We start from the raw sequence: 20205 nt of genomic DNA on the forward strand, positions 1-20205 counted from the left end.
TTCCATGATCCGCTCCCTCAGCATCCCCGAGCGTCAGGTCGCCCTTGCCCTCTCGGTGGCCCTCGCCCTTCTGGGCCTTGCGATGGCTGCAGCGGCGCGGCACGGGGCGATGGCCGTGCACGGCGCAATGGCGATGGCGCTTGGTCTGGCCCTGTTGTTTGCCCTCGGCGGGGCGCTTTACGATCCCGATGCCCCGGCCGATCGCGCCCGGCGCTATTATGACGAACCGACCCGCTTCGGCATCGTCATGACGCTGTGCTGGGCGTTGATCGGCATGGGTGTCGGCGTCTGGGTGGCGGCACTGCTTTATTGGCCAGAGGCCACGCCGCCCTGGCCCGCGACCAGCTTCGGCCGCCTGCGCCCGGTTCACACCACGAGCGTTATCTTCGGCTTTGGCGGCAATGCGCTCATTGCGACCTCGTTCCATGTTCTGCAACGCACGTCGCGCGCACGGCTCGCAGATGCGATCAGCCCCTGGATGGTGCTTATCGGCTTCAACCTGTTCTGCGCCTGGGCGGTGACGGGCTATCTGATGGGATCGACCCAGTCGAAGGAATACGCCGAGGCCGAATGGTATGCCGATATCTGGCTTGTGGTGATCTGGGTCACGTATTTCGTGCTTTACCTGCGCACGCTCGCCCGTCGGGCCGAGCCGCATATCTATGTCGCCAACTGGTACTACATGGCCTTCATTCTGGTCGTGGCGATGCTGCACATCGTCAACAACATCGCGCTGCCGGTCAGCCTTGCGGGGGCCAAATCCTTCACCATCTGGGCCGGCGTGCAGGATGCGATGGTGCAGTGGTGGTATGGGCACAACGCGGTCGCCTTCTTCCTGACCGCGGGATTTCTGGGGATGCTCTACTATTTTCTGCCCGTCCGCTCGGGGCGGCCGATCTGGTCTTATCGTCTCTCGATCGTCAGCTTCTGGGGCATCGTCTTTTTCTACATCTGGGTGGGATCGCATCACCTGCACTACACCGCGCTGCCCTATTGGGTGCAGACGCTGGGGATGACCTTCTCGGTCATGCTGCTGGTGCCAAGCTGGGCCTCGGCGGGCAACGCCATCGCCACGCTGAACGGCGCCTGGCACAAGGTGCGCGACGACGCCACGCTGCGTTTCATGTTCGTCGCGGCAGTGTTTTACGGACTGTCGACATTCGAGGGCTCGTTCCTCGCGATCCGCCCCGTGAACTCGCTGTCGCATTACACCGACTGGACTGTAGGGCACGTTCATTCCGGAACGCTGGGTTGGGTGGCGATGATCATCTTCGGTGCGATCTACACACTGGTGCCGCAGCTTTGGGGACGAGAGACGATGGCCTGGCCGCGCGCGGTCGAATGGCACTTCTGGCTCGCGGTGACAGGCACGCTGATCTACGTCGTCTCGATGTGGAACGCGGGCATTACGCAAGGTCTAATGTGGCGCACCTATGATGCCAATGGCGCGCTCAGCTACAGCTTCCTGCAATCGGTTCAGGCAATGGCACCCTATTACCTGCTGCGCACGATCGGCGGCGCGCTGTTCCTGACCGGTGCTGTGATCTGCGCTCTGAACTGCCGGGCAACGATGCGCGCTGCGTCTGAAGGGGCCACGGCCACGGATCGCCCACTTGCCCCCCAGCCAGCGGAGTGACCCGGATGCTGCGCCTTCACTACAATTTGGAAAAACTGTCGATGGGGCTGGTTGTGGGGATCATCGTCGCCGCCTCCATCGGCGGTGCGGTCGAGATCGCGCCACTTTTCACAATCGACGAGACTGTCGCCATTCCCGATGACCTGCGCCCACAGACGCCGCTGGAACTGGCGGGGCGCGAGATCTTCATCCGCGAGGGCTGCTATGCCTGTCACAGCCAGATGGTGCGCCATCTGGCCGATGAGATCGACCGCTACGGGCCCTATTCGCTGGCGGCCGAATCCGCCTACGACCATCCGATGCTCTGGGGTTCCAAGCGCACGGGGCCTGATCTGGCGCGGCTTGGTGGCAAATATTCCGATGCCTGGCATGTGGCGCATCTGATCAATCCGCGCGCGGTTGCCCCGACCTCGATCATGCCGGCTTATCCTTGGCTGACCGCCCGACTCGATACGGACATCCTGTCCGCCGAACTGGCGACGCTCGCGCTTCTCGGTGTTCCGTATTCGGAGGATATGGTCGCCAACGCGGGCCGTGACGCGCTGGCCCAGTCGCGGCCCGACAGCGACGGCGCGGCCAATGTCACCGAGCGCTATGGCGAGACGGTGGCCATTCGCGCCTTCGACGGCGACACCTCGCGGCTGACCGAGATGGATGCGCTTGTCGCTTATCTGCAATCGCTGGGGACGCTGACCAGGGCCGCCTACGAGACACTTGGGCAGGAGGCGGCACGATGAGTCATGGCACCCTCGTAATCATAGCCAAGACATTCGGCCTGATCTGGCTGATGGGTTTCTTCCTGATCGTCGTCGTGCTGGCCTACCGCCCCTCGGCCCGCGCCGCGCAAGAGCGCGCAGCGCGCTCGATCCTGCCCGACTGCGCCGCGCGGCAACCGGAGCATTGGACATGAGTCGCCAGTCCCACCATGAGGTCGAGATCGACCCGATCACGGGCCATGAGACGACCGGCCACGACTGGAACGGAATCCGCGAGCTCAACACTCCCTTTCCCCGGATGGTGATCTGGGCTTTGTCACTGGCTTTCGCGTACTCTGTCGTCGCCTGGGTGCTGTTGCCCGCCTGGCCGCTGGGACGCGATTACACGCGTGGGCTGCTGGGGCTGGATCAAGGACGTATGGCGGTCGAGAACTACCGGCACCTTGAACAGGCAAGAGCCGATTGGGTGGTGCCCTTCGCGTCCGCCGACTTTGCCTCGCTGGCCACCAATCCGGGACTGATGGCGCGCGCAATGCCTGCCGCGGCGCGCCTCTTTGCCGACAATTGCGCCGCCTGCCATGGCGTCGAGGCGACTGGCGGGCCAGGCTTCCCCAGCCTCGCCGATGGCGCCTGGCTGTGGAGTGCCGACCCCGCGGCGATCGCCGAGACGCTCCGCTATGGCATCAACAGCCCCCATACCGACACCCGTTTCAGCCAGATGCCCGCATTCGGTCGCGACGGACTGCTGACGCGCGAGCAAGTCGCGGCAGTGGCCGATTATGTGCTGGCCCTGTCGTCCGGCAACGCCGATCCTGACAGCCATGGTGCGGCAATCTTCGCCGAGAATTGCTCTGCCTGCCACGGCGATGCCGGATCGGGCGGCCTTGGCATCGGCGCGCCCGTGCTGGCCGACGATCACTGGATCTATGGCGGAACCCGCGATGATATCCTCGCCACGCTCGGGGGAGGACGCCAAGGCGTGATGCCCGCTTGGGAGGGGCGGTTGAGCCCGGCCGAGATCAACATGCTGGCGATCTATGTCTCGCGTCTGAACGACGGCGGCAATGCGGGGGACGGGCGATGAATGCTGCGCATCAAAGACGCCTCGCGATCCTCGGCGCGGTCCTGCTCGCGGCGGTGTTCGTGGCGGCGAATGCACATTTGATTACGGTTGCCGTGCAGTCTCAAAGCCGCTGCATCGCGCCTGCGCCGGACAGACCGCCCGCAAAGAACGTCTGTTGAGGAGAACGCCATGCTCGAACCGCTACCCGCCCTTCATTCGCCGCGCCGGCCCCCGGCTGTATTCGCCCGCAATCTGCCGACTCACGCGGCCATTGGGTGGCTCGGTGAGGGGTGGCGCGATTTCCGGCAGACCCCGGGGCCGAGCCTGGCCTATGGGCTATTCGTATTTGTGCTTTCGTTCGCTGTGCTGGCCGGATTGCATGAGGCGGGTCTGCTTTATTTGGCACTGCCGGCGTTCGCCGGCTTTCTGATTGTCGGGCCATTCCTCGCAATTGGACTCTACGAAAAGAGCCGTCTGCTGGCAGCCGGCCGCACAGTCCGATTGCGCGCGATGACGCTTGTGCGGCCCGCGTCCGGGGGACAACTCGCCTACGCCGGGCTGATGCTGGGGCTGCTCGTTCTGTTCTGGCTACGGGCGGCCGATCTGCTTTATGCCCTTTTCTTCGGGCTGGCGCCATTTCCAGGGGCGAACGACGCGCTGGTGAATGTGATGACCACCCCGCGCGGTTGGACGCTGATCGCGGTCGGCTCGATCATCGGCGGACTCTTTGCCGCCTTCGCCTTCGCCATTAGTCTGTTTTCCATCCCGATGCTGATGAGCCAGAAGCGCGACGCGCTGACGGCGCTTGGCATCAGCTTTGCCATGACGGTCCAGAACCTCCGCCCGGCGCTGGCCTGGGGGGCGATCGTGACTGCGGGTTTGGTCCTGTCGGCGGCAACGGGACTTCTGGGGTTGATCATCATCTATCCGGTGCTCGGTCATGGAACCTGGGCCGTCTGGCGCGCGATTGGTCCGGCAGAGGCCAGGTCATGAGCTTCATCGCCCTCATCCCGCTGTCGATCGGCATGGGAGCCATCGGCCTCGTCGCCTTCATCTGGTCGCTGCGCCACGATCAGTTCGACGATCTGGACGGCGCCGCCTGGCGCGTCATCTCGACCGATACCGGACCGCAAGTCACTGCCGACGAGAAGGAGTAAAATATGGAGAACTGGCTGCCGACCCTCATCACGACGACGCCCGCCGAGGGCTATGACCTCGCCGTCAAACTGGCCCGCGTCGCCATCAAGATGACCCAGCCGGACGCGGAAGTACGCGACAGGCTGCGGCCCGTCTATGCCGAGGATGCCGACACCCTGATCGCATCGAGTCAGGTTGTGGCGACGCATTTCGCCACCGTGGCGGCGGCAAACGGCTACTGGAGAGACGCATCATGACATCTATTGAACACAAGGCCGGGGATTTTGTCATCGATGCCGCGCTGTTGGCGGACGCGTTCCGCCTTTCGCAGGACGAAATCAAGACCCGAATGCGCAATGGCACCATCACATCGCGCTGCGATGCCGGCGTGGACGAAGACGCCGGACGCTGGCGTCTGACCTTCCACCACGGCAACCGCGCATGCCGGTTTATCATCGACGAAGAGGGCGCAGTCCTCCAGAAGGCGACCTTTCCGATCAGACCAAGACAACGAAATCCTGCTGCGCGGCTTCGTGACATTGGGACGATGCCGCATGGAGAGGGGCAGGATCCATGATATCCAAAACCCTTCTCGAAACAGCAGGCAACCGCCTGGTGACGGTAGACCGATCCGCGCGATTGATCGCCGCCGCGCAGGCGTTCGATCACGCACAGACCCGCCTGATCGTCGTGCTCGGTGCGGGAGGTGCCGTGGTGGGCGTGGTCAGCCGAACCGACATTGTCAGCCGCATCAGTCGTTGCACGGGCTGCAGTTGTACCGAGGCCGTCGAAACGGCGATGACCGCAGATGTGAAAACTTGCGCACCCTCCGAATCTGTCGAGGAAGTCTGGACCCGGATGAAGCAGACCGGGTTCATGCACATGCCGGTAATCGATTTCGCAAGGCGTCCTCTAGGCGTTTTGGCCGCGCGCGACATTCTCGAGGCGCTGCTCGATGAAAGGGAACATGAGGAAAGCGTCCTGATGGATTACGTCATGGGTATAGGATACCGCTGATCGCACGGCCATGGTTGGGCACCCATGTACCGATCAACCGCTCGACGGTGCGCCGCCCAAACTTGCGGCGCGCTCGGCCGGACCGCTCCAAGGCAGCCGCCGTCGTCATTCCGCCGCGACCAGACGTTGCCCCTGCTCAAGTGCCTCGATATCGCGGCCGATGGTGGCGACCGCCAGCGTTCGCTCGCCCCGGCGGTAGCTGACACTGGCATCACGAGCGGCTACGTCGCCGCCTATCACGGTTTCGTCCCAGGCTTCGGCATGGCCGACGTAACGGATGGTGGCATCGTAATGCACACTCCAGAAGAACGGCGCGTCGCGAAAAGCCTCGTTCGCCCCCAGCATGTTCTCGGCCACGACCTGGCCCTGACGCTCGGCCACCACCCAATGTTCGATCCGCATGGTTACGCCGTCCTGTACCCCCGACCAGCGCGCCACGTCGCCAGCGGCGTAGATGCCGGCCACTGGCGTTTCCAGGCGCTCGTCGACCAGGATCCCGCGATCGACGGGCAGGTCCGCCTCCTCCGCCAGCGCGGTGCGCGGGCGGACCCCGGCACCAAGGACCACCAGATCCGCCTCGATCCGGGCACCCGAGCCCAGCGTGACCGCATCGGGGGAGATGTCCTTGATCGAGGTCTGCATATGGAACGTGACGCCATGTTCCTCATGCAGACCGGCAATGAAATCGCCAAGCGCGCGCCCGAGCACCTTTTCGAGTGGCCGGGCATCAAGCGACACCACATGCACCTCCAGCCCGCGTAACCGAAGCGCGGCCGCCGTTTCGAGCCCGATGAAGCCCGATCCCAGTACCACCGCGGATTTCGCTCTCTCCGCCGCAGCGGCGAGCGCCCGCCCGTCTGCAAAGCTGCGCAGCATGAATACATGCGCGAGATCAACCCCGGGGATAGGCGGCCGGACCGGTTCCGCCCCAGTCGCGATCAGCAGCCGATCGAACTCGAACACCCGCCCGTCGTCAAGCACGACATTGCGCGCCTCTCGGTCGATGGCGGCGACCGAAACGCCGAGGTGCAAATCGATTGCGTTCTCCCGGTAGAATGCGTCCGGCCTGAGCGGCATCCACTCGGGCGGGGCATCGCCCGCCAGGTAGTCCTTGGAAAGGTTCGGACGGTCATAGGGCGCATCCGTATCCGCGCTGAGCATGGTCAACACCCCCTCGTAGCCGCGCCGACGCAGCATTTCGGCGCAGGCGAACCCGGCCGCCCCGGCACCGATGATCACGATGGCCCGCGGTCCCTCTGAGACCTTGGCAGCCCGCACCGGCACGGATCGGGCTTTCTCCTGGACGACGATCCGGTCGCCGTCGCGCTCGACCGACCAGCGGGACAGCGCATCGAAGGCCGGCGCGCGGAGCGCTTCGCCCGTTCGCAGCGAGAAGCAGGCGTGATGCAGAGGACAACGCACGGTATCGCCTCGGAGTAGGCCATCTTCCAGCGCGCCGCCGTAATGCGAGCATCTGGCATCGACCGCCAGCACCTCGTCGCCGACATGCGCAAGCAGCACGGAGGCCCTACCCACATGTCCCAGCAGCATCTGCCGGCCGTCAAAATCCGTGAGCGTGATCCCCTTGGTGAGATCGGGGCCCTTGTTCTTGTCGAGTGGCTCGGCCATGGCGTTTCTCCTCTTGTCTGGTTCGGTCGGTGGGGCGGCAGAAGTCGCGACCCCCATTGGCCGTCAATCGTCCTTGCAAAGACCTTCCGCCCGGGCACGGACCATGACACCCGCCACAATACCGTCGCAGCGCTCGCCGGCGAAACTGAAGGCTTCTCCGATTGCAAAGTCCACCTCTTGCGCGAGGCCTTCTCGCAATAGGGCCCGGGCGCGAAAATATCGCGTTCGCACCGTAGCTGAAGGGATCTCGAGGACTTCCGCCACCTCGTCCACGCTCATCTCTTCGATCGCGCGCAGCATGAAGACACTGCGGAACATCTCAGGCAACTGGTCGATGCGGGCCTCGATGAGGGCCCGGACCTGCACCCGCTCGAGAGATTGCTCCGGACCGCGGTCCGGCATCTCGGTAAGTGCCGATTGGGTGTCGGTATCGGTCGACATCATGGCTGCCTCCAGGGGAATGATCTGCGCTCTCTTTCGACGCTGCCGACCTAGCGCTTCGTTCACCGCGATACGGACCAGCCATGTCGACAACTTGCTCTCGGCGCGAAAACTTGCGAGCGCTCTCCAAGCCCGCATCCAGGCTTCCTGGGCGACATCTTCGGCTTCATCATCGTTTCGGACGATGCTGCGCGCCGTGCGAAACAGGAGTTGGTTGTGGCGGCGCATGATTGCCTCGAAGGCAACACCGTCTCCTCGCGCTCCGAGCTTCGCCAATTCGACATCCGATATATCTCTCGAGTAGAAAACTGGAGCTTTGTATTCGACGTCTTGCATTTACCCCTCCTGTCCTTCGAGCAGTGCAATCGGCACCCGCGCCGGCGCTTTGTGTCCAGCATCTGAATTGCGGCGGCGAAATGCGCAGGCGGTCTTTCGGGAGCTTTCTTGCATTCCGTTCATCTGAATCATCGATGCCCCCGATTTCGCAGTTCGAGGAATTCGTGCCGCAAAGATTCGTTTTTCAGGAAGGCGCCACGCATGATCGAGCTGGTCATCACCGGCTGGTCGTCCTTGATCCCGCGCCAGTGCATGCAGAAATGATCGGCTTCCATCACGATCGCCAGCCCGGCGGGCCGGGTGCGGCGTTCCAGTTCGTCGGCCAGCATGATTACGGCCTCTTCCTGGATCTGCGGCCGGCTCATGATCCAATCACAAAGGCGCGCGAATTTCGACAATCCGATCAGTTCCGCGTCGGCGTTCGGCAGGACACCGATCCATATCCTTCCCATGATCGGGCACAAATGGTGCGAGCAGGCGCTGCGCACGGTGACCGGGCCGACGATCATCAGTTCGTTTAGCCGCGAGACGTTTGGGAAGCTGGTGATCGGCGGCGCGGCACGATAGCGGCCGGCAAACACCTCGTCGATGAACATCTTCGCCACGCGGTGTGCGGTGTCCACGGTGTTGTGGTCGTTGTCGGTGTCGATCACCAGCGCGTCCAGTACGTCGCGCATCCGGTTCTCGACCTCCAGGCGTAGTTCGTCCAACTCGCCGTCCTCGATGAAGGCCGCAATGTTGTCATTGGCCCGGAACGCCTGCCCGGCATTCTTGAGCCGCGCCTGGATCCGGCTCGATGCGGACGTGTCGTCACAGATATAAGTGGGGGCAGACATTGTATTCAGCACGATGAAACTCCTTGTTGGCGCTCGGCATGCACGGCCGTCGGATTGTTGTACACGGCCTACCGGTGCCATGAGTGGTGATAGACAGTTTTCATTCGGATCGGTCTCGCCCGATGCCGTGGCCGTAAACCAGTCGCCCGCCGAACCACCCGCCAACGGCCAGGGCAATGAATCCACCGGCATCGAGCACAAATGAAACCGTATCCGGCGCGAACAGTTGCAAATGGTCGAGCCGCAGGATCAGCCGCGCCGTGAAGAACGTGAACGCGGTCAGCATCGCGCCCATGTGCGCCCAGGCATCCCTCATGGGCGCACCCTCGGGCACACGCGACAACTCGACCAAACCGGCCAGCATGGCCAAAAATGCCATCGCGCAACCGGCGGCGAGCAGCCCGCCCGACCAACTCCAGGCCGTCTGTCCGAGCCAGAGGCCGGTGAAATCGGCAACGACCACAAGCGACCAACAGGCCACCGGAAAGTGCACAAGTGCGGGGTGCAACGGATGGCGCATGGCGTCAGACCACCTGGGACAGAATGGTCAGAAACCCGACCACAGCGATGCCGGCATGGACCACGACGACGACCTTGGGCGGCAGGCTCTTACGCAAGTGAAACGACACGAGGAAAAACCCGCCAAGCGCCGCCACCAGCAGGATCACAAAACCTATCAGGGCGGTCTGCGACGCTGCTCCTTGCACCAATGCCGCGATCAGCAGGATGAGCCCCAGGGCACCGAGGCCGGCGTGCAAGAGCGAGATTGCCCAGGGCGCAAGCCTGTCGCGCAGCACATGCCCGGCAAGAAAGAGCCCCCCGAGGGCGGCGATTGCGAATACGATAACGGCGTAAATGATCATGTCGGCTCCTTTCCGGTTTGGGGCTGGCTAGTGGCCGAAAGCCGTGACAGGCGTTCCCGCCCATTGATCGCCTTGCCCACCGTCTGCCTGTCTGACCATTCGATGCGACTACGGTGCGCTGCGTTCCCGAAAAGTGCGTAAAATCTCGCACTCCGACTTGGAATATGATGCCATCGACGTCGCCGGCTCGCGTCACGGCCATCTTTACCGACATGTCGCGCAAGGCATTGCTCCCATGCCCGGGCCGTAAGAAAACTGGATGCAACCAGGTGTTTCCGAATTGCGTGGCTCCCACCGATCGATCGGCATCGCCGACTTCGTCGCCAAGTCACGCCGAGAGGTTCCGGGAACATTTCCAGCCTGCTTGCATCCAATGGTTCGAGCACCTTTGAACGGCTCTCGAAAAAATCGGAAAGGACACATCATGAAATTCTTGCCATCCCTGCTGGTAACCGCATTGCTGCTGGCGACCGCCCCCGCCTTCGCTCATGACGAAAGAGCTTTGAAGGCAGCACCTCCGGGAGAACCCTATGTGCAAGTCAGCGACGCGTTGCCTCTGCCCGAATTCATACCCGGTCTCGGCACGCTTTTCGTCGATCCCAAGACCCTGCCAGCCGGGCCTTTCCTTGCCTACGATCATGACGGCAAGCTGTCGGCAACGATCTACATGACCCCGCTTGAGGATCTTCAAAACGGCACCGCCTATGACGGACTGGGCATCGGCTCCCACACGGTCAGCAGTGTCGACATTTACTACAATGCAGGCCATCCGGGCGTGGACAAGCCGCATGCCCATATCGTGCTCTACCATGATGCCGACGCCAAGGGACGTCTGGCAGAATGATGACCGGACGCCGACAGTTTCTTGCGTTGGGGGGCGGCCTTGGTGCCGCCCTCCTCCTTCCGCGCGCGCTTCGGGCCGCATCGGTCGAAGTGATCGAGATGCGTGGTACCGCACGGGGTGAACACATCTGGTTCGCGCCAAAAGCCCTGGCTGTTGCGCCCGGGACGACCGTGCGCTTCGTCAACCGGGACAAAGGAAACAGCCATACCGCCACGGCCTATCATCCGGCCAACTTCGACCGATTGCGAAGGATACCCGCCGCCGCCGAACCTTGGGACACCGATTTCCTCCTGCCCGGAGAGAGTGCCGAGGTGGTGCTACAGGCACCCGGGGTCTACGACTACTATTGCATTCCGCACGAGATGGCTGCGATGGTCGGCCGGATCGTCGTGGGCCGCCCGGGAGATCCTGGCTGGAAAGGACCGGCCCCGGCAACAGACGATGTCTCGGCCGCGGTATTGGCGGCATTACCACCTGTCGAAGAGATCTTGACCCTCGGCCGGATAGAGGAGGTTGCCGAGTAGAATGGCCCCCTTCGCGCCGCAAATCGGGCGACAGCTCCAATGGAGTGCGGAGCTACGGCGAGATCGGGAATGGAGATGAATAGGCCGTGTGCGATGTGATTAACATCTGAATTTCTGCCTGTATCGTAACGCTGTCATACTCAGCAAACCTGAAGTGGGGGGCGTTCGGGAGTTCTGTTCACGGCAAGCTACCCACACAGGCGATCCCGAATTGCTTGCGTCATCGGCACGCTCGCCCCTGGTCCCGCATCATCGCATAGTCGCTGAACATCTCGGTGACCTCCGAACCATCCGGCAGCAGAGCCAGTCCCAAGGTCGTCCGCGTCCGGAACTCAAGGATGTGCTCGACCACGGGCGGGCACTTCCTGACCCCGCCTCCGTCATGGCCGACCGTCGCGCAGCCGCTCAGCCAGATCGCCGCGAGAACGAGGGCGACGCGCCACCGCCTTGAGCATCCGTCGTTGAGCATCATGGGTTTTCTCAATGGTCTCGAGACGTTCGGCCAGTCGTCCGGCCCGCTCGCCGGAGCGCAGAAGTGCGAGAAGGAACAGGAGCATGGCGAGCACGATGGCGCCTTGGCGCAGCACCGCCCGCATCCACGCACTCCCGGTCAATCCGGTGAGGAGCGCGCCAATCACCGTCGCCGCCCGCTTCCTGTCGTCGAGCCGGGCGTAGATCGTGACCGCGATCCCATCGAGCACCACGGGGAATGCCCCGCCTCCGCGTACCGTTGGAGTATCGGTGGCCTTAGACCGCTATCATGTCTCATCCGTCCCTCGCGAAGGCCCCTCATGGAGAAATGCTTGTCCGAATCCCCACCGACGTCGAGTACCCAATTGCGCGAGAGGCGCGGCTGGGCGGAAAGTCGGCTACGCCGGCAGAGGCAACGGAGTCCAAGAAACGGAAAGCTGGCGGCGGATATCGGAGGATGGCGATTGAGGCCACAGGGGTCGAACCGCGGCAACGAGGCCTGGCCTGGAAAAGAAAAAGGGGAGCGCGAGCGCTCCCCCTCCGGATCCCTGCCGATGCAGGGGACGCGACGGATCGGCAATGCCTGTCCGCGCGGGCTTCCACCTGTTCGGCGGTTGACTCCTGCCAAGGCAGGGAGTGGTCGTTTCAGAACCGCCTGTCCGGCGGAGCGTTCGCGGCCACGATCTGATGCTGACGCCGTTCCGCGGCCGGCGCAAGCGCCGTTTCCGGATGATCGTCGGAGATGGTCAACGATGCGCCGGCGAAGGCGATCGGTTTCGAAACATTCTGTCCGGGCATGCGCGATCGGCCTGCGCTCCGGGAGATTACGGTTGGCTTGCGGCACTCGATCGGCTCTTCCGCGCGGGAACGTGATTGCGGCGCGGCCAAAGCGCGATCCTCGGCGACGCGAACGCGGAGGTTTCAAATCCGGGAACGTCGGAGCGAAACGCCGAAGGCGGGTGCCATTGCTCCGGCCGTGCGCGCGAAGCGTCATGACACATCCGCCGAGCGCCCGGCGGAAAGGAGACCTCTTTCCTACTATACAACGCAAACGGGAAAGGCGGATAGCCCCGGGCATCGGAAGCCGCGCGGAACCGAGGATTCAATGGCTTATTCCGACTGCGATATCCCGAACGCCATGCCCCGGCATTGCGCCGACCACAACGTCGGACATCCCGCGCGCCGTCGGGAGACACCCAAGCGGCCTCACGCCGGCTCATGCCATCGACGAAAACGGCTCGACTGCCCCGTCCAAACAGGTCCACGCCCCTCATCCCCACCCTCTACCGAGGGCGAGAAGGCTCCCACTGTCGGAGTCTTGCTCCGGCCAACGGCCAGATAATCCAGCCCCGGGGGCGCACCCCGGAGTATGCGTTGTTTTGCGCCGTTTTTGCATACATCTTGAATCGGTTCCCTGTTATCTGGATCATGCAGATCCAATAGAAATGCGCCATCGGCATGGTCCTCCAAGCCATGATTGGGCCAATCTCCTTCACGCTGTTGCAGTGAAGCGGAGCCGCTTGGACGGATAGTTGAACACGGAAAAGCGATGAATGGGGCAAAGGACATGAGCGACGCAAGACGATTTACCCATCGGTCGATTGCCCAATCCGTCGTTGACCATGGCATCGACACGATGTTCGGCCTGATGGGGGACGCAAACCTCTTCATGGTCGATTACTATGTGCGTTCCTGCGGAGGAACCTTCGTTCCAACCGCATTCGAGGGGAGCGCGGTCCTGATGGCACTCGCCTATTCCCATGTCTCGGAAAATATGGGGGTGGCGACCGTCACCCACGGGCCGGCGCTGACCAATTGCGTCACCGCGCTGACCGAGGGCGCGCGGGGCCACATCCCGATGGTCCTGCTCGCCGGCGACACGCCGGTGATGAACCCGCAGAACCTGCAGAACATCGATCAGCGGGAGCTCGTCAAGGTAACCGGCGCGGGCTTTGAACAGATGCGCGCACCCGAAACCGCGGCCCATGATATCGCGCACGCCTTTTACCGCGCCCACGTCGAGAAGCGCCCGATCGTGGTGAACATGCCTACCGACTTCATGTGGAGGGAGGTCGTTCACGAGAAGGTTGTGTTTCGAGCGTTTTCCGCCCCCGCCTATGTCCCCGAAGGAGAAGATCTCGACGAGGCTGTGGGCATGATCGCCTCGGCGAAGCGGCCGATCATCCTCGCGGGCGGCGGAGCCGTCGGATCGCGCGACAAGCTGATCCGTCTGGCCGACCGGCTGGAGGCGCCGCTGGCGACGACGCTCAAGGCAAAGGGGCTTTTCAACGGGCATCCCTTCAACATGGACATCTTCGGCACGCTGAGCACGCCTGCGGCCTACGATGTCATCGCCAGCAGCGATTGCGTGGCCTGCTTCGGTGCGAGCCTGCATCATTTCACGACCGACAAGGGCGCGCTGATGAAGGGTAAGCGCGTCGTGCAGATCAACGATACGGTCGCGGAAGTCAGCAAGAACTTCCATCCCGACGCGGCACTGGTGGCAGATGCCGGTCTGACCGCCGACAATATCGTCTACTGGCTGGACGAGGCGGAGATTCCCCCCAGCGGGTTCACCAAAGAGCTGGACATGATGTCTCTCACGGGCTATCCGCGCGGCCAGGCTGGGAAAGCGAAGCCGGGGTTCGTCAGCTATGTCTACGCTCTGGACCGCCTGGAGCGGATTCTGCCGAAGGACCGGATCTTGACGACGGATGGCGGCCGGTTCATGACCGAGGTCTGGTGCCGGATTTCCGCGCCCGATCCGAAAAGCTTTCTCGTGACGGCGAATTTCGGCTCGATCGGCTTGGGGCTCCAGGAGGCGATCGGCGCCGGCCTTGCCGCACCGGACCGCTTGGTCGTGCTTTTCACCGGGGACGGCGGTTTCATGATGGGCGGGATGAACGAGTTCAACACGGCCGTTCGCTTGAAACAGGACCTGATCGTCATCATATGCAACGATTCCGCCTATGGCGCCGAACATATCCAGTTCCTGGACCGGAAAATGGATCCCGGACTGGCCCAGTTCGACTGGCCAAACTTCGCCGACGTGGCAACGGCACTCGGCGGACAGGGCATTTGCGTGCGATCGGACGATGAACTGGAGGTCGCGATCAAGGCGATCGAAACGCGTCAGTGCCCATTGCTGATCGAACTGCGGCTCGACCCGAACGACGTGCCACGGATGCGATTGTGAGACCGACACGACAACGCACCATTTCTTGATGGTTGCGGACGAGAAAGCGATCCTGGCACGCGAAGCGGTCAGATTTGTTCAAGACCCTGGGCCGCCAACCATCGAGTTGCGGTTTCCGTATGTTCACGATCACCAAGATTTGTAGCGCTTTTCCAGATATGTGAAAAGACGAGCAACGGAATTCTCAGTTACGCGTCTGCCGAAAACGAACCGCCGCCGAAATCACGACACGGAGAGCTGATTGCGGCGAGGCCAAAGCGCGATCCTCGGCGACGCGAACGCGTAGGTTCAACTCCATAAACGCCGGACCAGAGCGCCGAAGGCGGGTGCTGTTGCTCCGGCCGTGCGCGCGAAGCGTGATGACACATCCGCCGAGCGCCCGGCGGAAAGGAGACCTCTTCCTCACTATACAACGCAAACGGGACAGGTGGACGGCCCTGCCCGATAAATGCCCCAGAAAACCGGGAATTCTGAGACTCTGGTCGGCGGCAAAATCCCGAACACCGCAACCATGGGGAATCGCGCCGACCGCCGGATCGGAGCCCCTTCGGAGCAAACGCAGATGCGCACGGCGCCGCCTGACTCCTGCGGGGATACCGGGATCGTTCGCCGCGCGCGGCTTCCGCGAGACCATCCGCCGCCCCTCGAATCCGGACCGTGACGAAGGGGGTTGCCAGCCCCGCGAAACCGGATCAGCCTTTTTCGGGACGGCGGCCACGCACCAATGTCATCACGTTCCAACCAACGGAGTTTCCCCCATGCCGCAGTACATCGTCTGGCAGCACGACGAGGCCGCCGACCTTCACCGCGCCCCCTTCTGGGACAGTTTCGAGCTTCTCGTCGCCAGCAATCGCGACGGCGGTTTCGACGCGATCGTGTCGGATGCGCGCACGGGCGATCCCGTCTGGGAGTCGACACGCACATATGATTCCATTCCCGCCGCCAAGCGCGGCGCGGTGGCCGCCGCCAAGCGGCATTCCCCGCCCGGATACTACACCGGCCCGGCGGTGATCGCGGGATGGGATCTGGAAGCAGAGTTCGAGGAGGAAAGGATGGCGGAGATGCCACCTTCGACCGTTCCTTCCGAACAGGATGCCTCCGAAGCCAGTTCCAGGTGGCGGGAGGAGGACGGACGGCTGGTCGCGCGGTTCGAACGAGCGGAGCATGCCGCGCGATGCGCGATCGTCGCGATCGATCCGGGACAGTATCTCGGCTACGTCCGCGTCCGCGAACTCGTCCTGCGGATCGAGTATGCAAGCCTGATGGAGGCGAAGCGCGGCCTGGTGAAGCGCGCCGAGGGCCTGCTCGAGCAGCTGCTGCCGGAGGGCATCTATGCCGGAGGCCTGTAGCGCGATGCGGCTAGGCTGCCTCCCGAAAGATCGGGACCATTCCACGACAGAAAACGAAAAACGACAGGGAAGGCCCATGCGCGAAGACATGGAATTCAGCATCCCGCCGCGCGGCGAACGCGGCTCCTGGTTCGAAGAAAGCTTCGAGAACGCGGTGTCGCTCGCGGCCGAGCGGATGAGCGGGCCTTTCGAGGATCACGATCCGACGGGCTGCCGGGCCGAGACTAGAGCCCAGGATATCCTGAGGGCGTTCGCCTCCTATCTCGCGGACATCGGGACACTGAACGGCTGGACCAGGGTCGGCTGGGCGGCTACGGACAGCGTCATGCGCGAGCGTCTTGTCGTGCTGATCCGGCGCGATCTCGAGGATTCGTTCGCGAAACGGTTGGAGACAGTTGGGAAGACCAGTTCCGCCACGTCCGGCTGACGGGCTTGATCGACCGATCAGGTTCATCGGTGGAATCCACCGATGCCTATCCCGATCATCCGGACCGCGGCTCAGCCGCACGCGCTTCGTCTGGATCCCGCGGCCGATCGGACACTCGAGCCAACTGGAAAACGAACGCGCGCACTGAGGGGTCGGGGGCGCGCTCGGGTGGTGGCGGTCCGGATCTACGCCGGGCCCTCGCGACATCGCCAAGCCCGTCATACGGTCGCTCAGGACTTCATCGCGTTCGCGGCCGGCCGCAATGCGAGTTCGAGTTCCTCTGCGGAATTGAAGTCCGGCATCGGCTCGCCGGAGCGGCCCCCGCAGCATCGTCCACAGCACGATGCCATGAAGTCGCGCCGCTGTCCTCGCAATGCGTAGCGGCGGCCGCTCTGCGTCATGCCGATCATCCCCCTGGAGATCGAACTCGGCGATCTCCGTGGACAGGCGGCCGTTGCGTCCGCCGTTCCGGATGCCGAGGAAATGTGCACTGCCCGAGGCGGTCAGGGCGATCGCCCAGTCCTCCAGCACGGTTTCGGGTTCCCACCAAACAGGGTTGGCGATCATAGCGTCCTCTCGATACGCGGAAGACCGGACATCATCCTGCCGCCCTCCCCGACCGCGGAGTTGCGGCCGATGGTCAGACCATCGGTGGGGGCGGCGCATGAAACAAAGAAATGAAACCCGCGGGCAGGACAAAAGTCAGTCGCACCTGACAAATCGCGCTGCAGAGCTTTCCGTCTTCCCGATAACCCCACACGACCTTGATCATCGCTCATGGCTCGAGACAGTGCTCATATGAGCCTGGCCTGATTGCAGCAGCTGAACTTGTTAGATGCCGGGGAGCAAGCGGTTGTTCACTGCTAGTTGGGCGAATGGCCGGGGTGGGGTCGATTGCGGACTGGGGCTTCCGGCATTCAGAATATCGATAGCGGGCAATGCGACGCGATCGCACCAATTTCGCTGACGGGCTCTACCAAGGCATCCGGTCAAGCTTTTGGAACTGGCGCTCTCGGCCCAGAGCCAACATCAAAGAGCTATTCGTTCAATGGTCGTTTCGCGCCCCCAAGTCGAATCCATTGACCGCCGAACGCGGGACTTAACGAGCAATCGAAAGTCACTGCTCACATCCCCACAAGCCCGTATTCTGGAACATTTGGCTAGGTTCTTGCTGGAGTTTCTATGGCCCCGTCGGAATGGAGCCCCCAAGATTATCTGGCTCCCAAGTCGCGCCGAGGAGTGCGTAGAGCGCCCTTTCATTGCGCACAAGGTCAGCCAACGTGTACTTGTCGAAGACCGCAAGCCAAGCTTCGAGCGCTTCGTTCACCACTGTTTTCAAGCGGCATGACGGAGAAATCAGGCATGCTCCGCCGTCCTCCTGCAGACATTCGACCAGCGCGAAATCCTATTCCATCCGACGGATGACGCTGCCAAGGTTGATGTCCGCCGGAACGATCGCAAGACGTATGCCACCGGCCCGTCCGCGGGTCGCTTCGATGAGTCCGGACTTGCGGAGCCTCGCCGCCACTTTCAATAGGTGGTTGCGAGACAGGCCGAAACGTTCGGCAACGTCGTTGACCGTACACGGGCGGCCATTGCCCACAGCGAGATGGATCAGCATTCTGAGCGCATAATCCGTCTCGGATGTCATCCGCATAAAATATTCAACTGCTGTCAGGCCGCCGGTAGCCGAAAAAACATCGCGTATTGCAAGCTTCTCGCGATCAACTCGGCTCTCTCATTGAATACACGCGCAACTTCCGGCGTGCAGATGTCGCGAGTGGTTTCCCCGAAGATTCCGAGCCATATACGGAAGTCATCCTCGGTGATGTCCGCGAGTTTCGTGTGGGCCGGAACCGGGCGTCCGTAATAGTTTCCGGTCTTTAGAATAACGGAGCACCAGAATTCGGTCATCTTCTCCAGATGCGGCTCCCAATCGCCTTTTATCTCGCGCGAGAAAATCGGACCGAGCCTGGCATCTGAACGCACGCGTCGATAGAATTCCCGCACCAATCGCCCGATGAAATCCCTGTCTACGCTTTCATCACTCAGCGGCTTTTCCTGTGTCGGCCGGGCTTGCTCGATTCTCACATTCACGATCAGCGCTCCATAAGTGGTATTTTCAATATCACTTTAATGCCATATGGTGTCACCCGCAACGCAAAACGCGCCCCTGCCACAAGCCGGTTTGCCAGTGCGCACCTCCCTGCGCCCTGATACACGCGCCAAGGATCTCGGATAACCGGGAAAGCACGGCAACACGGAACCTGTCAGCGGATCGCCAATGGCAGGAAAACCCGTTTCCGTGCGAGGGAGCAGCGCACATTGCAGGCGCAGCCCAACTAGCTCCGGCCACAGTCCGCTGCCGCCTGCGCACGAGACGGAAGCCTTTGACAAAAGGATATGGCTATCTTCGATGGGTGGCGAAAAACAATCTGTTGGGACAGAACTCAGGTTCCGCTTCGACACCGGTCGCCGAACTATGTGTGAGCCAGCGTTCACATTTGTCGCTGTCTCGGCATATCAGGCACGACCGGGCAGCACGCTCCAACCTGGCGCCCGCGGCTTCCGTTCCCGCCGCCTCGATGTCGACATCCAGACATTCCATCATCGCGCCCATCAAATGAGCTTGGCGATCCATTCTTTCGGTAATTTTGGTGAAGATACCCATTATGCGCTCCTCCGAGTTCATCGCTTTGAAAGAGTCGCATCTGCTGAGATTTCGTCTTTGTTCCAGAACAAGGAAAACGCGACAATGTTTGTCACTGTCGACCGGACTTTGTATTCTCTCATCGCTCTCCTGGCGCGGTCGGCCCGGAAACGGCCTGCACGAGCCCGCTGACCATTGGATCGATCAGCGACTCGCTGCGGTCCTCTCGAACAATCACCCAGGCGGGCAACTCGAAAACCGGCGCATCGGGAACGACAAACAGTGTTTTCTCGGCAAGCCGACGCTCCACAAGACGGCGCGGAAAATACCCGCATCCGCCATTCCGCTTGAGGTTCTGCAGGCCAAGCCATCCGATGTTCACGGTGATCGCCGGCCCCGGGAATTCGGGAAAGCTGGCGCTGAACTGGTTGTCGAATTCCGGCCCCCAATCCACATGAATATAGGCTTCCGGCCGCATACGGCCGTCCGGCGCCGATGTCACCATGACGAGGTGTTCCGTAAGTAACGGGCGGATTGTGAGATTGGGTCTGCGCTGGGGCGTGAACATGACGCCTATGTCGATGCGTCCCTCGACCAGCCCCTGCATAAGTTCCGGCTCAAAGCCGATTTCCGCACGGAATGAAACGAAGGGGTATACGGAAGGCAGTTCGGCAAACCAATCCACCATCGCGCCGTCCCAAAGACCGATCCTGGCCCCGATGACGACGCGGTCCCGGAACTGTTTCGGCAACCCGATGTCCTGACGCGCGCGTTCCATGGTGCGCACGAGCTGGCCGGCATATCTCAGAAACCGCCCGCCGGAATTGGTCAGCGTAGCGCCGGACTTGTTGCGCACGAACAGTCTTGCGCCAAGCGTTTCCTCCAGCGCACCGATGCGCGCGCTCACCGTGGACTGGGTCACATGCAGTCGTTCGGCAGCGGCAACAAAGCTGCCGGTATCGGCCACCGCGAGAAAAGTCCTGGCTTGTTCGATGTTCATGGCAGAACTCAATGTATCGCTATTTTCGATGTTATCTACAATTAAAATTCGCTTTCGCAATATTTGACGC

25 protein-coding genes are annotated in these 20205 nt (G+C 62.4%); 14 read left to right on the forward strand and 11 right to left on the reverse strand.

What is annotated here, in order from left to right; all coding sequences use genetic code 11:
- Window positions 1-7: 7 nt before the first annotated feature.
- The 9 genes from ccoN to IG169_RS06135 all read left to right on the forward strand — a co-directional run bounded on the left by ccoN (window position 8) and on the right by IG169_RS06135 (window position 5569).
- Entirely contained in the window at window positions 8-1636 is a 1629-nt protein-coding gene (gene ccoN / locus IG169_RS06095) for a cytochrome-c oxidase, cbb3-type subunit I (RefSeq protein ID WP_343225604.1), read from the forward strand.
- Window positions 1637-1641: 5 nt separating this feature from the next.
- Entirely contained in the window at window positions 1642-2373 is a 732-nt protein-coding gene (gene ccoO / locus IG169_RS06100) for a cytochrome-c oxidase, cbb3-type subunit II (protein ID WP_193175288.1), read from the forward strand.
- Window positions 2370-2546, forward strand: a complete 177-nt coding sequence (locus tag IG169_RS06105) for a cbb3-type cytochrome oxidase subunit 3 (RefSeq protein ID WP_193175289.1) — start codon at window positions 2370-2372, stop codon at window positions 2544-2546. Before ccoO ends, IG169_RS06105 begins: the two co-directional genes overlap by 4 nt.
- Window positions 2543-3436 (forward strand): cytochrome-c oxidase, cbb3-type subunit III, encoded by an 894-nt coding sequence (gene ccoP, locus IG169_RS06110; RefSeq protein WP_193175290.1) that lies wholly within the window; start codon window positions 2543-2545, stop codon window positions 3434-3436. Before IG169_RS06105 ends, ccoP begins: the two co-directional genes overlap by 4 nt.
- Window positions 3437-3604: 168 nt before the next feature.
- On the forward strand, window positions 3605-4408 hold the full coding sequence (locus IG169_RS06115) for a DUF2189 domain-containing protein (protein ID WP_193175291.1): 804 nt from the start codon (window positions 3605-3607) through the stop codon (window positions 4406-4408).
- Entirely contained in the window at window positions 4405-4572 is a 168-nt protein-coding gene (gene ccoS / locus IG169_RS06120) for a cbb3-type cytochrome oxidase assembly protein CcoS (RefSeq protein ID WP_193175292.1), read from the forward strand. The genes IG169_RS06115 and ccoS overlap by 4 nt, the downstream gene beginning before the upstream one ends.
- A gap of 3 nt (window positions 4573-4575) precedes the next feature.
- Window positions 4576-4809: a hexameric tyrosine-coordinated heme protein gene (locus IG169_RS06125; RefSeq protein ID WP_193175293.1), complete on the forward strand. Its 234-nt coding sequence runs from the start codon at window positions 4576-4578 to the stop codon at window positions 4807-4809.
- Entirely contained in the window at window positions 4806-5129 is a 324-nt protein-coding gene (locus IG169_RS06130) for a DUF6522 family protein (RefSeq protein ID WP_193175294.1), read from the forward strand. Before IG169_RS06125 ends, IG169_RS06130 begins: the two co-directional genes overlap by 4 nt.
- Entirely contained in the window at window positions 5126-5569 is a 444-nt protein-coding gene (locus IG169_RS06135; RefSeq protein WP_193175295.1) for a CBS domain-containing protein, read from the forward strand. Before IG169_RS06130 ends, IG169_RS06135 begins: the two co-directional genes overlap by 4 nt.
- A 105-nt stretch (window positions 5570-5674) precedes the next feature.
- Here the strand turns inward: IG169_RS06135 and IG169_RS06140 are convergent, their stop codons facing one another.
- The 5 genes from IG169_RS06140 to IG169_RS06160 form a co-directional block, all read right to left on the reverse strand.
- A complete protein-coding gene (locus IG169_RS06140) occupies window positions 5675-7198 on the reverse strand; it encodes an FAD-dependent oxidoreductase (RefSeq protein WP_193175296.1) in 1524 nt (507 codons plus the stop codon).
- A gap of 63 nt (window positions 7199-7261) precedes the next feature.
- Window positions 7262-7975, reverse strand: coding sequence for an RNA polymerase sigma factor (locus IG169_RS06145; protein WP_193175297.1), 714 nt, complete (start codon window positions 7973-7975; stop codon window positions 7262-7264).
- A 128-nt stretch (window positions 7976-8103) separates the two neighbouring features.
- Entirely contained in the window at window positions 8104-8988 is an 885-nt protein-coding gene (folE, locus tag IG169_RS06150; RefSeq protein WP_246717169.1) for a GTP cyclohydrolase I, read from the reverse strand.
- A complete protein-coding gene (locus IG169_RS06155; RefSeq protein ID WP_193175298.1) occupies window positions 8912-9331 on the reverse strand; it encodes a DUF2231 domain-containing protein in 420 nt (139 codons plus the stop codon). Before IG169_RS06155 ends, folE begins: the two co-directional genes overlap by 77 nt.
- Before the next feature lie 4 nt (window positions 9332-9335).
- Window positions 9336-9674, reverse strand: coding sequence for a hypothetical protein (locus tag IG169_RS06160; protein WP_193175299.1), 339 nt, complete (start codon window positions 9672-9674; stop codon window positions 9336-9338).
- 424 nt (window positions 9675-10098) lie between these two features.
- Between IG169_RS06160 and IG169_RS06165 the strand changes: the two genes are divergently transcribed.
- Window positions 10099-10518, forward strand: a complete 420-nt coding sequence (locus tag IG169_RS06165; RefSeq protein WP_193175300.1) for a hypothetical protein — start codon at window positions 10099-10101, stop codon at window positions 10516-10518.
- Window positions 10515-11042, forward strand: a complete 528-nt coding sequence (locus tag IG169_RS06170) for a cupredoxin domain-containing protein (RefSeq protein WP_193175301.1) — start codon at window positions 10515-10517, stop codon at window positions 11040-11042. The genes IG169_RS06165 and IG169_RS06170 overlap by 4 nt, the downstream gene beginning before the upstream one ends.
- A 380-nt stretch (window positions 11043-11422) precedes the next feature.
- On the opposite strand, the gene IG169_RS06175 is transcribed toward IG169_RS06170, so the two are convergent.
- Both IG169_RS06175 and IG169_RS06180 read right to left on the reverse strand, forming a co-directional pair.
- Window positions 11423-11746, reverse strand: a complete 324-nt coding sequence (locus IG169_RS06175) for a hypothetical protein (protein WP_246717170.1) — start codon at window positions 11744-11746, stop codon at window positions 11423-11425.
- A gap of 412 nt (window positions 11747-12158) precedes the next feature.
- On the reverse strand, window positions 12159-12311 hold the full coding sequence (locus tag IG169_RS06180) for a hypothetical protein (RefSeq protein WP_193175302.1): 153 nt from the start codon (window positions 12309-12311) through the stop codon (window positions 12159-12161).
- 751 nt (window positions 12312-13062) lie between these two features.
- Between IG169_RS06180 and IG169_RS06185 the strand changes: the two genes are divergently transcribed.
- The 3 genes from IG169_RS06185 (at window position 13063) to IG169_RS06195 (ending at window position 16485) form a co-directional block, all read left to right on the forward strand.
- Window positions 13063-14709: a thiamine pyrophosphate-binding protein gene (locus IG169_RS06185; RefSeq protein WP_246717171.1), complete on the forward strand. Its 1647-nt coding sequence runs from the start codon at window positions 13063-13065 to the stop codon at window positions 14707-14709.
- A gap of 758 nt (window positions 14710-15467) precedes the next feature.
- Window positions 15468-16058, forward strand: a complete 591-nt coding sequence (locus IG169_RS06190) for a hypothetical protein (RefSeq protein WP_193175303.1) — start codon at window positions 15468-15470, stop codon at window positions 16056-16058.
- Window positions 16059-16134: 76 nt separating this feature from the next.
- Window positions 16135-16485, forward strand: coding sequence for a hypothetical protein (locus IG169_RS06195; RefSeq protein ID WP_193175304.1), 351 nt, complete (start codon window positions 16135-16137; stop codon window positions 16483-16485).
- A gap of 1405 nt (window positions 16486-17890) precedes the next feature.
- On the opposite strand, the gene IG169_RS24195 is transcribed toward IG169_RS06195, so the two are convergent.
- The 4 genes from IG169_RS24195 to IG169_RS06215 all read right to left on the reverse strand — a co-directional run bounded on the left by IG169_RS24195 (window position 17891) and on the right by IG169_RS06215 (window position 20195).
- Window positions 17891-18142, reverse strand: a complete 252-nt coding sequence (locus IG169_RS24195) for an RrF2 family transcriptional regulator (protein WP_343225596.1) — start codon at window positions 18140-18142, stop codon at window positions 17891-17893.
- 17 nt (window positions 18143-18159) lie between these two features.
- The gene (locus IG169_RS06205; protein WP_343225597.1) at window positions 18160-18582 is read right to left on the reverse strand and encodes a group III truncated hemoglobin; all 423 of its coding nucleotides are present in this window, start codon (window positions 18580-18582) and stop codon (window positions 18160-18162) included.
- Between the two features lie 310 nt (window positions 18583-18892).
- Window positions 18893-19156 (reverse strand): DUF6455 family protein, encoded by a 264-nt coding sequence (locus IG169_RS06210; protein ID WP_193175305.1) that lies wholly within the window; start codon window positions 19154-19156, stop codon window positions 18893-18895.
- Window positions 19157-19274: 118 nt separating this feature from the next.
- Window positions 19275-20195: a LysR family transcriptional regulator gene (locus IG169_RS06215; protein ID WP_246717172.1), complete on the reverse strand. Its 921-nt coding sequence runs from the start codon at window positions 20193-20195 to the stop codon at window positions 19275-19277.
- Between the last annotated feature and the right edge of the window lie 10 nt (window positions 20196-20205).

Origin of the sequence: Oricola nitratireducens (assembly GCF_014904745.1) — a bacterium.
Taxonomy (GTDB): Bacteria; Pseudomonadota; Alphaproteobacteria; order Rhizobiales; family Rhizobiaceae; genus Oricola; species Oricola nitratireducens.

Bases quoted from the DNA above. Each gene is read 5' to 3' on its own strand.
- ccoO (WP_193175288.1), top strand. From the start codon at position 1,642: ATGCTGCGCCTTCACTACAATTTGGAAAAACTGTCGATGGGGCTGGTT.
- IG169_RS06105 (WP_193175289.1), top strand. From the start codon at position 2,370: ATGAGTCATGGCACCCTCGTAATCATAGCCAAGACATTCGGCCTGATC.
- ccoP (WP_193175290.1), top strand. From the start codon at position 2,543: ATGAGTCGCCAGTCCCACCATGAGGTCGAGATCGACCCGATCACGGGC.
- IG169_RS06115 (WP_193175291.1), top strand. From the start codon at position 3,605: ATGCTCGAACCGCTACCCGCCCTTCATTCGCCGCGCCGGCCCCCGGCT.
- ccoS (WP_193175292.1), top strand. From the start codon at position 4,405: ATGAGCTTCATCGCCCTCATCCCGCTGTCGATCGGCATGGGAGCCATC.
- IG169_RS06125 (WP_193175293.1), top strand. From the start codon at position 4,576: ATGGAGAACTGGCTGCCGACCCTCATCACGACGACGCCCGCCGAGGGC.
- IG169_RS06130 (WP_193175294.1), top strand. From the start codon at position 4,806: ATGACATCTATTGAACACAAGGCCGGGGATTTTGTCATCGATGCCGCG.
- IG169_RS06135 (WP_193175295.1), top strand. From the start codon at position 5,126: ATGATATCCAAAACCCTTCTCGAAACAGCAGGCAACCGCCTGGTGACG.
- IG169_RS06140 (WP_193175296.1), bottom strand. From the start codon at position 7,198: ATGGCCGAGCCACTCGACAAGAACAAGGGCCCCGATCTCACCAAGGGG.
- IG169_RS06145 (WP_193175297.1), bottom strand. From the start codon at position 7,975: ATGCAAGACGTCGAATACAAAGCTCCAGTTTTCTACTCGAGAGATATA.
- IG169_RS06155 (WP_193175298.1), bottom strand. From the start codon at position 9,331: ATGCGCCATCCGTTGCACCCCGCACTTGTGCACTTTCCGGTGGCCTGT.
- IG169_RS06160 (WP_193175299.1), bottom strand. From the start codon at position 9,674: ATGATCATTTACGCCGTTATCGTATTCGCAATCGCCGCCCTCGGGGGG.
- IG169_RS06165 (WP_193175300.1), top strand. From the start codon at position 10,099: ATGAAATTCTTGCCATCCCTGCTGGTAACCGCATTGCTGCTGGCGACC.
- IG169_RS06170 (WP_193175301.1), top strand. From the start codon at position 10,515: ATGATGACCGGACGCCGACAGTTTCTTGCGTTGGGGGGCGGCCTTGGT.
- IG169_RS06180 (WP_193175302.1), bottom strand. From the start codon at position 12,311: ATGCCCGGACAGAATGTTTCGAAACCGATCGCCTTCGCCGGCGCATCG.
- IG169_RS06185 (WP_246717171.1), top strand. From the start codon at position 13,063: ATGAATGGGGCAAAGGACATGAGCGACGCAAGACGATTTACCCATCGG.
- IG169_RS06190 (WP_193175303.1), top strand. From the start codon at position 15,468: ATGCCGCAGTACATCGTCTGGCAGCACGACGAGGCCGCCGACCTTCAC.
- IG169_RS06195 (WP_193175304.1), top strand. From the start codon at position 16,135: ATGCGCGAAGACATGGAATTCAGCATCCCGCCGCGCGGCGAACGCGGC.
- IG169_RS24195 (WP_343225596.1), bottom strand. From the start codon at position 18,142: ATGCGGATGACATCCGAGACGGATTATGCGCTCAGAATGCTGATCCAT.
- IG169_RS06210 (WP_193175305.1), bottom strand. From the start codon at position 19,156: ATGGGTATCTTCACCAAAATTACCGAAAGAATGGATCGCCAAGCTCAT.